Origin of the sequence: Fictibacillus halophilus, from assembly GCF_042680145.1 — a bacterium.
In the GTDB taxonomy this organism is placed as follows: Bacteria; Bacillota; Bacilli; order Bacillales; family Fictibacillaceae; genus Fictibacillus; species Fictibacillus halophilus_A.
Genome location: NZ_JBHTNQ010000001.1, coordinates 2214588 through 2228585, shown reverse-complemented (window position 1 = coordinate 2228585; position 13998 = coordinate 2214588). Strand labels below are relative to the sequence as shown.

At 39.6% G+C, this 13998-nt stretch carries 11 protein-coding genes and 1 other annotated feature; of the genes, 5 read left to right on the top strand and 6 right to left on the bottom strand.

What is annotated here, in order from left to right; translation table 11 throughout:
• Positions 1-12 precede the first annotated feature (12 nt).
• From ACFQ4X_RS11445 to ACFQ4X_RS11435, 3 genes are read right to left on the bottom strand one after another with little or no spacing between them, the layout of a single operon-like run.
• Positions 13-1167 (bottom strand): acetoin utilization protein AcuC, encoded by a 1155-nt coding sequence (locus ACFQ4X_RS11445; protein ID WP_379835235.1) that lies wholly within the window; start codon positions 1165-1167, stop codon positions 13-15.
• Positions 1157-1807 carry an acetoin utilization AcuB family protein gene (locus tag ACFQ4X_RS11440; RefSeq protein WP_379835233.1) on the bottom strand — a complete coding sequence of 217 codons (651 nt, stop codon included), beginning with the start codon at positions 1805-1807 and terminating at the stop codon, positions 1157-1159. The genes ACFQ4X_RS11445 and ACFQ4X_RS11440 overlap by 11 nt, the downstream gene beginning before the upstream one ends.
• Positions 1808-1851: 44 nt before the next feature.
• The gene (locus ACFQ4X_RS11435) at positions 1852-2484 is read right to left on the bottom strand and encodes a GNAT family N-acetyltransferase (RefSeq protein ID WP_379835232.1); all 633 of its coding nucleotides are present in this window, start codon (positions 2482-2484) and stop codon (positions 1852-1854) included.
• A 160-nt stretch (positions 2485-2644) separates the two neighbouring features.
• On the opposite strand from ACFQ4X_RS11435, the gene acsA reads away from it, so the two are divergent.
• Positions 2645-4360 carry an acetate--CoA ligase gene (gene acsA, locus ACFQ4X_RS11430; RefSeq protein ID WP_379835230.1) on the top strand — a complete coding sequence of 572 codons (1716 nt, stop codon included), beginning with the start codon at positions 2645-2647 and terminating at the stop codon, positions 4358-4360.
• Between the two features lie 29 nt (positions 4361-4389).
• Here the strand turns inward: acsA and ACFQ4X_RS11425 are convergent, their stop codons facing one another.
• A complete protein-coding gene (locus tag ACFQ4X_RS11425) occupies positions 4390-7245 on the bottom strand; it encodes a transglycosylase domain-containing protein (RefSeq protein WP_379837150.1) in 2856 nt (951 codons plus the stop codon).
• Positions 7246-7373: 128 nt separating this feature from the next.
• Positions 7374-7599 (top strand) — a binding site (T-box leader).
• A 53-nt stretch (positions 7600-7652) separates the two neighbouring features.
• Here ACFQ4X_RS11425 and tyrS point away from each other — a divergent pair.
• The 3 genes from tyrS to ACFQ4X_RS11410 all read left to right on the top strand — a co-directional run bounded on the left by tyrS (position 7653) and on the right by ACFQ4X_RS11410 (position 10948).
• Positions 7653-8912, top strand: a complete 1260-nt coding sequence (gene tyrS, locus ACFQ4X_RS11420) for a tyrosine--tRNA ligase (protein WP_379835228.1) — start codon at positions 7653-7655, stop codon at positions 8910-8912.
• Between the two features lie 66 nt (positions 8913-8978).
• Positions 8979-9881, top strand: coding sequence for an aldo/keto reductase (locus tag ACFQ4X_RS11415; RefSeq protein ID WP_379835226.1), 903 nt, complete (start codon positions 8979-8981; stop codon positions 9879-9881).
• A gap of 137 nt (positions 9882-10018) precedes the next feature.
• A complete protein-coding gene (locus ACFQ4X_RS11410) occupies positions 10019-10948 on the top strand; it encodes a methyl-accepting chemotaxis protein (RefSeq protein WP_379835224.1) in 930 nt (309 codons plus the stop codon).
• Between the two features lie 324 nt (positions 10949-11272).
• Here ACFQ4X_RS11410 and rpsD read toward each other — a convergent pair whose 3' ends face one another.
• Positions 11273-11875 (bottom strand): 30S ribosomal protein S4, encoded by a 603-nt coding sequence (gene rpsD / locus ACFQ4X_RS11405; protein ID WP_077359336.1) that lies wholly within the window; start codon positions 11873-11875, stop codon positions 11273-11275.
• Positions 11876-12218: 343 nt separating this feature from the next.
• Between rpsD and megL the strand changes: the two genes are divergently transcribed.
• A complete protein-coding gene (megL, locus tag ACFQ4X_RS11400; RefSeq protein ID WP_379835222.1) occupies positions 12219-13397 on the top strand; it encodes a methionine gamma-lyase in 1179 nt (392 codons plus the stop codon).
• Between the two features lie 44 nt (positions 13398-13441).
• Here megL and ACFQ4X_RS11395 read toward each other — a convergent pair whose 3' ends face one another.
• Positions 13442-13927, bottom strand: coding sequence for a GAF domain-containing protein (locus tag ACFQ4X_RS11395; RefSeq protein ID WP_379835221.1), 486 nt, complete (start codon positions 13925-13927; stop codon positions 13442-13444).
• Positions 13928-13998: the final 71 nt, after the last annotated feature.

The following is a 13998-nucleotide window of genomic DNA, read 5'->3' as shown; positions in this document are numbered from 1 at the left end:
GTCCTCCTACTTTTATGAGCTTTTTCGAATGGAATACAGGCTTTTTTCAAGAGTTGACCTGTTTTTTGAAGTGATTTCATCTTTTCTTGGAATCGGCTTATAGATGCCAGCTTCATCTTCCCATGTACGAGGCAATGGATGCTTGGCTTCTTTATCCCAGCGTGTAAGCCAGCTCTCTGCGATCGGACCAGTTGGTGCATTATCATTCATCACACACCATAAATAAGACCATGCTCTCGGCACGACGCGCCAAATATCATATCCGCCTCCGCCTGTTGCTATCCAGCGCCCGCCACAGTACTTATCTGCTACTTCTTTTGCTATTCTCGGTATTTCAGCATACGTTTTCATCGTCACAGACAAGTGGGTTAGAGGATCATAATAATGAGCATCTACACCATTTTGGGTGATGATTACATCCGGTTTAAAAAAGTCAGCAACTTCCCACAGGCTCTTTTCATAGCATTCTAAAAAAGATTCATCTTCAGTAAATGCATCAACAGGAACGTTAAAAGAATAGCCATAACCTTTCCCAGCACCTTTTTCATGAATGGAGCCTGTTCCAGGAAATAAATATCTTCCCGTTTCGTGAATTGATAACGTACATACATCCGGATCGTCATAGAAAGCCCATTGAACACCGTCTCCGTGGTGAGCATCTGTATCTACATACAAAACACGTGCTTTATACTTTTGCTTCATATATTCAATGGCGATAGAGCTGTCATTATAGATACAAAAACCAGATGCTTTACCTCTGAATCCGTGATGAAGACCTCCGCTCAAACTAAGAGCGTGCTTTGCTTTCCCTTCCATGACCCAATCGACAGCCGTAAGTGTAGCCCCAACAATCCAGCTGCTTGCTTCATGCATGTTTTGAAAGATCGGCGTATCTTCCGTACCAAGTCCGTAATTAAGCCCGATTTCTTTGCTGAGTTTTCCTTCTCCCGCTTTTTTAACAGCTTCAACATAACCTTTGTCATGAATAAGCATGATTTCTTCGTCTGTAGCCTGTCTGGGAAGGACAATCTTGCTGTCATCCAGACAGCCTGAATCTTTAAGCAGCTCATAAGCCAGCTGAACTCTAAGCTGGTTAAAGGGGTGTGTATCATTAAATTTATAGCCTAAGAGATCTGGTGAATAAACAAAGACAGAATCATTTCCCATTGTTCTCACCTGGAACAGGAGGCCACTTCACTTCATAGCCATGGTCAATTAAATGCTCAATTACTGGCAAGGGGTTCATCGTTCCAACTCTGAAAACAACAATCTTCTCTTTTTCATCATGAGATGGGTAAACGAGTACAGAGCTGATATTTAAATGAAAATCCTTTAATACACTGGCTACTTTCGCTAGCTGGCCCGCTTCATTAGGTACAGCAACCTCCAAATGAGACCCTGGCTGATGAGTACCTGTTAACTGAATAAAAGCATGGAGCATTTCTCGTTCCGTAACTAAACCTACTAGTTTATTATCTTCTAAAACTGGAATGCAGCTAATGTTATGTTCGTAAAAAATAGTTGAGAGTTCTTCTGCAATATCTAATGGATGCGCTGTGAAAACGGCATTTTTCATAATCGTTGACACAGGCTTCTCAAAGTCTTCAGGATGTTCATTTTGATGAAAAATGGATGGACTTGCATCTTTTACTTCCCGGTCAGTAACAAGACCCAACAAATTGCCTCTGTCATCAACAACAGGGAGATAACGTACATCTTTATCAAGCATAAGTTTAAGGGCTGTTCCAATCGTTTCTTCCGCATGAATTGTCACTGTGTTTTTTTGCATCATATTTTGAACGATCACAATATACCACTCCCATGTAAATTCTCTCTGTATTGTCGGTCGAATTAATACATAAATCGATTCTTAAAACGGATTCGATCAAACCGCTGGACGCTATCAAGGTCGATTCGCTTTCCGATCCGCACCATTAAACAGTTTGCTGGGTGTGAACTGATTTCTGGATCATCTGTGGCCATATATTCAAGGTCACCTGCATTCATCATTTTTTCCATGATCTTTCTATAATCCCAAACAGAAAGCTTTGTCCCTTTTAAGTCCCAATGCCAATAGTACTCAGTTGTGATGATGATGTAGTCTTCCATCGCATCATCCATCATTGAAACTTTTAAAAGCGTCTTGCCAACTTTAAAATTTCGGTAGTCAGGTATTACTTCAATAGCACCAAGTTCCAGCAGATTGTCCATGTTGCCCTCTGACCACCGTTCAAGAGGGTCTGGATACACATATGTAACATAACCGACGACTGTATCTTTATTTCTTGCGATAATAATTCTTCCTTCATCCAGCTTAGCAATTTCAGTAACAGCCTTTTTTTGCTCGTTAGCTGGCCTGAACGCCTTTAGATCTTCATGAAAATAAAGACCCTCCAGTGTTTCGGCTGACACGGGTCCTTCAACGGTTATTGTGCCATGAGATGTTTTTAAAGCAACGCAGTTATATGTTTTATTGTGTTTCATGTCTACACCACCTAGGTTTGTTTCCATCTTCTATTATACATGATATTGTCACGTTGTAAGGGGTTTCATAACCCTTTTTATAGATAGTTCTAATAAGTTAAAAAATTTTGATAATATGTTATACTTGAAGGGATATTCAATAGGGAAGGGAGAAATAGCAATGAAACTGGAAGCGCTTCCGATAATAAAAGGTGATTTTAATTTACAAGATTATGAGGCAGCATACGGAGCATTTGATTGGAAAGACATTGAAAAAGAATTCTCCTGGCATAAGACAGGTCGAGTAAATATGGCATATGAAGCCATTGACCGTCATGCTGCATCCCATCGAAAAAACAAAGTCGCTCTTTATTTTTCAGATCAAAAGAGGGACGAGAAGTACACGTTCAAAGAAATGAAGGAAATGTCTAATAAAGCAGGAAATATGCTGCGTCAGCTAGGAGTAGAAAAAGGGGATCGTGTGTTTATTTTTATGCCGCGTTCACCTGAGCTTTATTTCTCATTCCTTGGTGCCGTCAAATTAGGAGCTATTGTAGGTCCTCTTTTTGAAGCATTTATGGAAGGTGCTGTAAGAGACAGACTTGAAGACAGTGAAGCAAAAGTGCTGGTGACAACACCTTCACTTTTAGAACGTGTACCTGTCAGTGAACTGCCTAACTTAAAAAATGTAATTCTTGTTGGAGAAGATGTAAAAGAAGAAGGTCCATTTGTAAGTTACTATGACCGCATGGCTAAAGCCTCTAAAGATCTCGATATTGAATGGGTTGACCGCGAAGACGGATTAATCCTTCATTATACATCAGGTTCAACAGGTAAGCCGAAAGGTGTGCTGCATGTACACAATGCAATGCTTCAGCATTATCAGACTTCTAAATGGGTTCTGGATCTAAAAGAAGAAGATGTATACTGGTGTACAGCAGATCCTGGATGGGTAACTGGAACATCTTATGGTATCTTTGGACCATGGCTGAACGGGGCTTCCAGTGTCATTAGAGGCGGACGTTTTTCACCAGAAGACTGGTATGGAACCATTGAAAAATACGGCGTAACAGTTTGGTACAGTGCACCTACAGCTTTCCGTATGCTGATGGGTGCTGGTGATGAAGTTGTGAAGAAATTCGATTTGTCCACTCTGCGTCATATCCTGAGTGTAGGTGAACCTCTAAACCCTGAAGTCGTCCGATGGGGGATGAAGGTATTTAATCTTCGTATCCACGATAACTGGTGGATGACTGAAACAGGCGGCCAATTGATCAGCAACTATCCTGCGATGGAAATTAAACCAGGCTCAATGGGCAAACCATTCCCTGGTGTTGAAGCAGCCATTATTGATGATCAGGATAATATCTTGCCTCCGTACCGTATGGGTAACCTTGCGATTAAAAAGGGCTGGCCGTCTATGATGCGGAAAATTTGGAATAACCCTGAAAAGTATGATTCATATTTTACTCCTGGCGGCTGGTATGTATCAGGCGATTCAGCTTACATGGATGAAGACGGATATTTCTGGTTCCAGGGAAGAATTGACGATGTGATCATGACTTCTGGAGAACGTGTAGGACCTTTTGAGGTAGAGAGCAAGCTTGTTGAACATCCCGCTGTTGCAGAAGCAGGTGTAATTGGTAAGCCAGACCCTGTTCGCGGTGAAATTATTAAAGCATTCATCGCCTTGCGTTCTGGCTATGAGCCAAACGACGAGCTTATTGAAGAGATTAGAAGTTTTGTAAAATCCGGACTCGCAGCGCATGCGGCTCCTCGTGAGATTGAATTCCGCGATAAACTTCCAAAAACACGAAGCGGTAAAATTATGCGACGTGTACTAAAGGCTTGGGAGCTTGATCTTCCTACAGGCGATCTTTCTACAATGGAAGACTAATTGAATAAAAGACAGCAAAAACCCTCGAATCAATTCGAGGGTTTTTTGTCTTTCTTTTTATTTTGTGTAGTTGCTGGGGGAGGATCTCCTGTGCCTGGATCAGTTGGAGGCGGTGGAGGATCCTGTGGTTCACCCGGTTTATCTCCATCACCTGGAGGAGTAGGCGTCCCTGGCTCCTCCGGTTTCTTTTCCCCGACTTGAACCTTTGTCTGAGCAGCTGATTCTTTTCCAGCGATATCAACGGCTGTTACATAGACAACTCCGTTTGGAACTTTCGCAGAAGTTTTATCTGCTGTAACGGATCCTATTTTCTTAAACGATTTGCCATCTGTTGAATGATAGATACGGTATCCGATCACATCATTCTCACCATGTGCTGACCACGATAATACGCCATCAGACATTTTCGCTCCTGAAACTGGTGAAGGCACTTTGCCATTCTCTTTTAACTCTTTCTCAGGAACAATGTTGCTCAAGAGATCAATTTTCTGGGTAAGCTTATTCAGAGTTTCTAATCCGAGTTCCTTTAAGAATTCTTCTTTTATAAGCACACCCTCTTTAGTAAATTCTTCAGGTGTTGTTGGCAGTGCTTTATATTTTGCGTCTCCTACAACTACATAACGGCCTTTTGTTAAAGTATCATCGACTTCTTTAGGAGTGAACTTTGCATTAAACAAATCTGTTGTTACAAGACCCGCACTTCGACAAAGATCTGATGGAAGTTTACCTGAGATTCCGCAAATTTCACGGCGTACAATTCCTGATGGCATCGCAAATCTTTGTTCAGGGTCAACTAATTGTGGTGCATGTTTATGAGCTGCATTTATAAGCTGAGCCCATATGGTCTGATTTCTTTGGCCGGTATTACCAGCTAAATCAGCAGGTGTGTCATAACCGATCCAAACTCCGAATGTAACATTAGGATTAGAGGCAACAAACCATGAATCTTTATCTTCATTGGTGGTTCCTGTCTTACCAGCCCAATCAGATTGGAATGCCAGTTTTCGAGGTACACCTGCGGCAGTACCAGATGAAAGTACATCTCTCATCATATCAATCATTAGATATGATGTTTGAGGACTATAAACTTGTTTCGGTTCACTTTTGTGCTGATAGATCACTTCACCGTCATTTGTTTCTATTCTATCAATCATATAAGCATCAACAAATTTACCGCTGTTTGCAAATGTAGAAAAAGCATTCACGTTTTCTTCGACTGTAATCCCTACATCTAGAGCACCTAGTGCCATTGCAGTGTGGGCTCTATCACCTTTAGTAAGAGTAGTTACTCCCATTTGAATCAGCTTTTCTGTAGCTTTCGCATGATCGACTCTTTGATAAGATCTGATAGCAGGAATATTTCTAGATTTCTTAAGTGAATGACGAACAGAAACTAGACCATCGAAATCTTTATCATAGTTATTAGGTTTCCAGCCATTTATGTCGATTGGTGTGTCAGGTACAATCGTACCAGGTTGAACTTTGCCTGTTTCGACAGCATAAGAGTATGCGAGTAATGGCTTCATTGTTGAACCGTTTTGTCTAGGTGCGCTTGTGGCATGATTAGTTTGTTCTCTATTAAAATCACGCCCGCCAACAAAACTGATTATCTTTCCTGTTTTATTGTCTATTAATGTTGCTCCGACTTCTTCAGGCTGCGGTTTCTCGAGTTTTATTCGTTGCCCTTTATTATTGTATACATACTGATTAGCTGGTCCGAATAATCCATCATTTTTAACGACCTGCTGCATTTCATCATAAATTTTTTGATTGATAGTTGTATGAATTTTAATTCCTTTTTGCCTGATCTGAACACGTGCGTTATCCTGATATTCTTTTAATTCTTCAGGAGTTAATTCTTCTACTTTCTTACCGTCTTTTTCAGCCTCTAATTTTGTAAGAACTTCAACTGTACGCTTTTGAACTTCAACTGTTAAGAACGGATACTTTTCAAAAGAAGATTGCTTATTGGTCGTTAAATTTTTCTTAATGTCATATTTAATCGCTTCATCATATTCAGCTTGTGTAATCGTTCCAGCTGAGAGCATGCGGCTTAGAACAGTCTTCATCCGTTTTAAGCCTGCTGAAATATCTTCTTTTGGCTCACCGCCATTGTTGAAAGGCGTGTACACAAACGGGTTCTTTGGAAGTCCTGCTATGTAGGCTGCTTGTGCCAAATTAAGCTTGGAAGCTTCTACTCCAAATATACCTTCAGATGCTGCCTGGATTCCAGCCACGTTTCGTCCAGAAGAATTACGGCCATAAGGGACAATATTGAGATAAGCTTCAAGAATCTCATCTTTCTTTAATACTTTTTCAAGACGCATAGCTAGAAGTATTTCTTTTGCTTTTCTATCAAATGAAACTTCATTAGTAAGGATTTGATTTTTTATTAACTGCTGTGTAAGCGTACTTCCGCCTGTTACGATTGAGGCACCCGAAAATTCTTCATACATTGCACGCAGAATCGCTTTCGGCACTATGCCTTTATGTTCATAAAAATATTGATCTTCTGTAGAGATAATCGCTTTAATTACGTATGGAGAAACGTCTTTTAATTTAATTTCTTGCCTGTCCAAGTCTGATTGAAGTTTACCCATGTATTGATCGTTATCAAAATAAACAGTGCTTGTTTCCTCGTAGTTGTAGATGTCTTCTTTCATAGCGGAGTAAGCGCGTACTGGTTCATCCTTTACTAGTGACGCAAAGAATCCTGCTCCGACTCCAGCTGCGAAAACACCACCCAAAACAAAAAGAACTGTGACGATCAAAAACATGTTCCAAGTAACGTTATATGTAATTCGTGCTGTTCGAATAATACTTTTTTCATTCAAAAAGTGGACAAATTTCTCCCATTTTTGTTTAAGTCCATCAAAATGAGACATCATTTGGTACTCCCCCCCCGTGTATAAGTATAACATACGGTCGAATTGTGAAAATGGGCAGTTTTTTTGAAATTATAAGATTGACATGAATTTCGTCCATATGGTAAAAATAAAAGAACAATAATAATGATAAAGCAAAGATAGGAATAAGTAGCAGATGTCTCCCTGTTTCAGAAAGCTGGTGGTTGATGCAAACCAGTACAAAGACAGTTTGTGAATTACCTCCTGGAGCTTTCCTTGTGAACCGTTTAGTAGCAAGGAACGGATAGAAACCGTTACGAAATGAAGTGAAAAGCTTTTTTTAGCGAGCTTTTAATTAGGGTGGTACCGCGAGATTGTAATCACGTCCCTTTCAATTTGAAAGGGACTTTTTTTATTGCCATTAAAAAGAGAAAGGAAAGAAAGAGATGAACATATTACAAGACTTAGAATTTAGAGGTCTGCTTAATCAGGTTACAGATCGAGAAGGGCTTGAAAAAGAACTTGAAAGCGGGAAAGTAAAGCTTTACTGCGGATTTGATCCTACAGCGGACAGCCTCCATATTGGTAACTTACTGCCGATTCTTACATTAAGAAGATTTCAGGAAGCAGGGCATCAGCCTTATGCTCTTGTTGGCGGAGGTACAGGTCTGATTGGTGACCCAAGTGGAAGACAGACAGAAAGAACATTAAACGAAGCTGAAATCGTCGTTCAATGGACAGAAAAAATTAAAAGCCAGCTTTCGAGGCTCCTTGATTTTGAAAAAGAAGGTAACCCTGCAAATACAGTGAATAACTACGACTGGCTAAGCCAGCTAACAATGATTGAATTTCTGCGTGATGTAGGGAAGAACTTCTCTATTAACTACATGCTTGCTAAGGATTCTGTAGATTCACGTTTAGAAGGCGGAATTTCTTTTACTGAGTTTTCATACATGATTTTGCAGTCTTATGACTTCTTAAATCTTTTCCAAAAAGAAGATATTAAGCTGCAGATCGGTGGCAGTGATCAGTGGGGCAACATTACTGCAGGAATGGAGTTAATCAGACGATCTGGAGAAGAAGAAAAGGCTTTTGGATTAACCATACCTTTGATTACTAAAGCGGATGGCACAAAGTTCGGGAAAACAGCATCAGGAACAATTTGGTTAGATGCTGATAAAACGACGCCATATGAGTTCTACCAATTCTGGGTGAATGCAGCAGATGCTGACGTTATTAACTGGCTGAAATACTTTACATTCTTATCTAAGGACCAAATTGCAGAACTTGAAAAATCAATGGCTGAAGCTCCTGAAAAGCGTGAAGCACAAAAAGCTTTAGGACGTGAAGTAACAACGCTTGTTCATGGAGAAAAAGCATACCTTCAAGCAGTAAAAATTACTGAAGCATTATTCAGCGGGAATCTTAGCGACCTTACTGCAAGTGAAATCGAACAAGGATTTAAAGATGTTCCATCGTTTTCTGTAGAGAACCAAGCAGACATGAACATTGTAGATCTTTTAGTTGAAGCTAAGATTTCACCATCTAAGCGTCAAGCAAGAGAAGATGTAACAAACGGTGCTGTTTCTGTAAATGGCGAAAAGGTTCAAGACCTCTCATACACGATCGATGCGAAAGACAGAATCGAAAACCGTTTTGTTATCCTTAGAAGAGGGAAGAAGAAGTACACATTAATCAGATACTAAATTTATAAAGGAAAGAACCCTTTAACATATAGGGTTCTTCTCTATTTTCGTAAAGGATGTGCAGCTATGAAAAGAATTCAAATTGCAGAAGACCTGTCTTTCTCACAATTCATTCATGGACACTGGAGGTTAGCTGAATGGAATTTAACCTCAGAAGAATTACTCCATCTTGTCGAGCAATGTATAGAAGCAGGCATTACGACATTTGACCATGCAGATATTTATGGAAATTATATGTGTGAAGAAATCTTTGGACAAGCTCTTGCTTTAAAACCATCATTAAGAAAAGATATTCAAATCGTTACAAAATGCGGAATTAAACTGATATCGGAAAACAGACCGCATCATAAGATAAAATCCTACGACACAAGCAAAGAGCATATCATTACATCTGCTGAGAATTCATTGCAAAAGATGAACACAGATTATCTCGATGTTCTTTTGATTCATCGCCCAGATCCTTTTATGGATCCCTACGAAACGGCTGAAGCTTTTCATCAATTAAAAGAACAAGGAAAAGTAAGGCACTTTGGCGTTTCAAATTTCACGCCGCGCCAAATGGAAATGCTGCAGCGTGAATTCAATGGACCATTAGTAACAAATCAGATCGAATTATCAGTACTGCATGAACAGCCATTCTTTGATGGCACGATTAACTATCTCCAAAAAGAAAACATTAAACCTATGGCTTGGTCTCCTTTAGCTGGAGGAAAACTTTTTAAAGGGCAAGATGAAAAAAGTCTAAGAGCAAGGAAAGTTCTTGAGAAAGTTGCAAAAGAAACAGGTGCTGTGTCGATTGATGAAGTTGCCTATGCATGGCTTCTGGCTCATCCGGCAAAAGTGATGCCGATTGTCGGCAGCGGACAAATGAAACGGATTCAGTCAGCGATCAATGCTGCAAATATCACTTTAACCCGTGAACAATGGTTTGATATTCTTCAGGAGAGTATGGGAAAAGAAGTAGATTAATAAAAGTATGAACCTCTTAACTAATGACATTCAGTTAAGAGGTTTTTTATTTATCCAAAATCGGATTTATAATTAGTAATGAATAACTTATTAGTATAATATTAGAAATAAATACTACTTGAAAATGGGGAAAAGAAATGTCTTTGATCATGGATAGAAATTACACAACTAGTACGCAAGTTTTAAATGAAGGTGCTGTGCTTGCTGCTATCGAAAATTCGGTAGCTATGATTGAATTTAACCCGCAGGGCAAAGTGCTATGGGCTAACAGTAATTTTGCGAAAACAGTGGAATATGAACTGGATGAGATGCCAGGCTTGTTACATAAACAATTTTGTACAGAAGAATTTGCTAGAAGCAAGGAATATGATATCTTTTGGAAAAGCTTGCGTGAAGGAAAGGCTTTTCAGGAAAAGATTCAAAGATTGACAAAATCAAACCGGCTAATCTGGCTTGAAGCAACTTATACACCAGTAAGAGATGAAGATGGAAATGTCATAGCTGTTGTTAAGATTGCAACTGAGATAACAGAAAGAGAAAAAAATACGATGGAAGTCGTTTCTCAACTGCAGCAAATGGCAGCTGAACTGCTTAATCGTGCTGAAGAAGGAATAAATAAAAGCGGAGAAGTAGCTGCTGCTACGGAAAAGCTTGTCCATGAATCTACTGAGAACCTAGAATTTCTAAATTCTTTAAAACAGCAAGCAGCTTCAATAGAGGATATTGTTAAAACGATTCGTGAAATTGCTACTCAGACAAATCTTTTAGCTTTAAATGCAGCTATAGAAGCTGCCCGTGCAGGAGACCATGGGAGAGGCTTTAATGTGGTTGCAGTAGAGGTTCGTAAATTAGCCAATCGCGTACAGGATTCCATTCAGGAAGTTAATTCGCACATTGAAGGCATTTCAAGTGAAATCAAAAGAATCAGTGATGTGACGCACCGATCTCAGCAAGGAATTTCTAACAGTCAAAAGCTTATTACGCAAGCTATGGGAGAATTTACTGGAATTGAAACAGCAGCTCGCCAGCTAGACATAAAAGCAAGTATGTTTAAGGATATATTATAAAAAGAGCCGTCTGTTTTTCAGACGGCTTTTCTTATTGCAGGAAATTAGTGTCGGTCTGTTTTTTGCGTGGACAGTAGAGGAAACGGGATTTGCCTAAAATTGTATACTCGCGGGAAAATAAGTAAAACTCGCGGGAATAATGGATGAATTTCAGGGATTATGGATGAAACTCGCGGGAATATGACCAAAACTTCAGGAATTATGGTCTTTTTTTCGCTGCTGCAATTTCAGATAAGGAGAATCGTGCTCTCACTTTTCTTGGTTGTTCATAGTGGAAAAAGAAAAAACCTGAAGCCCATAATGGGTTTCAGGTTTTTTAAACTCTTAACGAGAGTAGTATTCAACGATAAGTTGTTCTGTGATCTCAGCTGGAAGCTCAGAACGCTCTGGTAAGCGAGTGAAAGTACCTTCCAATTTGTTTTCGTCAAAAGTTAAGAAGTCAGGTACGAAGTTGTTTACTTCGATTGCTTCTTTAACAGCAGTAAGGTTGCGTGACTTTTCACGTACTCCGATTACATCTCCAGCAGAAAGACGGTAAGAAGCGATGTCAACACGCTTTCCGTTTACTGTGATGTGACCGTGGTTTACTAATTGACGAGATGCACGACGAGTGCGAGCAAGACCAAGACGGTAAACAACGTTGTCTAAACGAGCTTCTAATAGAGCCATGAAGTTTTCACCATGGATACCAGGCATTTTACCAGCATCATTAAAAATGCGGCGGAATTGACGCTCATTTACACCGTACATGAAACGAAGCTTTTGCTTTTCTTGTAGTTGTAAACCATATTCAGAGATTTTCTTACGTTGAGTAGGACCATGTTGTCCTGGTGCGTAAGGACGCTTAGATAATTCTTTTCCTGTTCCGCTTAGAGAAATTCCAAGACGACGGGAAACTTTCCATGTTGAACCTGTATAACGAGCCATTAATGACTCCTCCTTCACTTGTTTGTTTTGTGTTAAAACAATACAGTGACTATGACCTTTTCAAGAGCTTATTTTGTATGAAAAACACTTTCACTTCAGCAGCCACGAAGCTACACGGTGTTCCCTGATTTAAAAATCAAGGTACAAAATAATAACTGTTGATGGGCACAGTGCTACTTATTTTACACAAAGAACAGTATAAACTTTTTTTGTCCCTTGTGTCAACCATACCTGCTATATACATAAAATTTAAGAGGACAATTTGTAAAAAAGTACTCAATCATATATGATAATAATAAAGAAAGCGCTTACATTTTAAATCGTCCTAAAAGGAGAAGTCGAAATGGATACAAAACGCTTTGAGACAGAAGTAATTCATAAAGGGTATCATGCTCTGCAGCACCATGGAAGTTTGTCTCCTCCAATATTTCAGACGTCTACGTTTGTGTTTGATACAGCTGAAACTGGAGCAAGCCGTTTTGCTGGTGAACAAGAAGGATACATCTATTCACGGTTAAGCAATCCTACTGTTTCAATGCTTGAAGAACGGATTGCTTCCATGGAAAATGGCGAAAAGGGTCTGGCTTTTGGATCTGGAATGGCTGCAGTATCAGCTATTTTGCTGGGGCTTACTAAAACAGGTGATCATATTCTTTGTTCAGAAGGTGTATATGGCTGTACGTTTGGTCTTTTGCAGCTTATGGAAGAGAAATATCATATCACACACGATTTTCACTCCATGAATGATGAAGATTCTATTCGAGCAGCTATAACGGATCATACAACTGTCATTTATATAGAGTCTCCAATCAATCCGACAATGAAGCTTGTGGATATAGAAATGGTAGCAAGGATCGCGAAGGAATACGGTATACCTGTTGTGGTAGACAATACTTTTTCTTCGCCATACTTGCAGCGTCCGCTTGAATTAGGGTGTGATGTTGTCATTCACAGCGCAACAAAATATTTATGCGGCCATGGTGATGTTATAGGCGGGCTGGCAGTAGGAAGCAATGAACTTATGAGTCATCTTGCTATGACAACTCAAAAAGATATTGGCGGTATCATGTCTCCATTTGATGCATGGCTGCTGCTGCGCGGTATAAAAACATTGCCTGTACGAATGGACCGTCATTGTGATAATGCAAAAAAACTTGCAGAATTGCTAAAAGAACATCCGGCAGTAGAAAAGATTCTGTTCCCTGGTGATCCTGAATTTCCTCAATACGAACTGGCAAATAAGCAAATGAAAAATGCAGGAGGTCTTATCAGTTTTCAGATTAAAGGAGATAAAGCTGCTGCTCAATCTTTTATGAATTCGTTACAATTAATAAAAATTGCGGTAAGCCTGGGTGACGCGGAAACTCTGATTCAGCACCCGGCAACCATGACACATGCGGTAGTTCCTGAAGAAAACAGAAAGCAAATGGGAATTAATGATCAGCTTCTGCGTTTATCTGTTGGTCTAGAAGCTTGGGAAGATATATGGAGTGACCTGGAACAGGCATTAAATAAAATATAATCAAAAAGCACTGAGCAGTTTTTGCTCAGTGCTTTTTGATTTGATTAAATGTATTGAAGCAATATATTAGTAAACTTTTCTAAATTCTCCCGATCCACTTCATCGAATCTTTCTTTTTCAGGGCTATCGATATCTAGAACGCCTAAAAGCTTCCCGTTTTTTACAAGAGGAACGACGATTTCTGATTGAGACGCTGCATCGCATGCGATGTGCCCAGGGAATTCGTGTACATCTTTAACGACGAGAGTTTCCTGATTCTGAGCAGATGTACCACAAACACCTTTTCCTAGAGGGATTCTTACACAAGCAGGGAGTCCTTGAAACGGTCCTAAAACAAGCTGGTTTGATTCTTCTTCAAATGTGTAAAAACCAACCCAATTCACTCTATCCAAGAATTGATTTAACAAAGCAGATGCATTAGCTAAATTTGCTGTTGCATTTGTTTCACCTTCAAGAAGTGCTGAAAGCTGTTTGCATAATAGATCATAGGCTTTATTTCTGTCAGTACTATATTGTTGAACGGAAAACATCAAGATTCCTCCAAACCTGATAAATTGTTTATTCTATCCTATCAAATTATGTTGAACTATACACCCTTAAG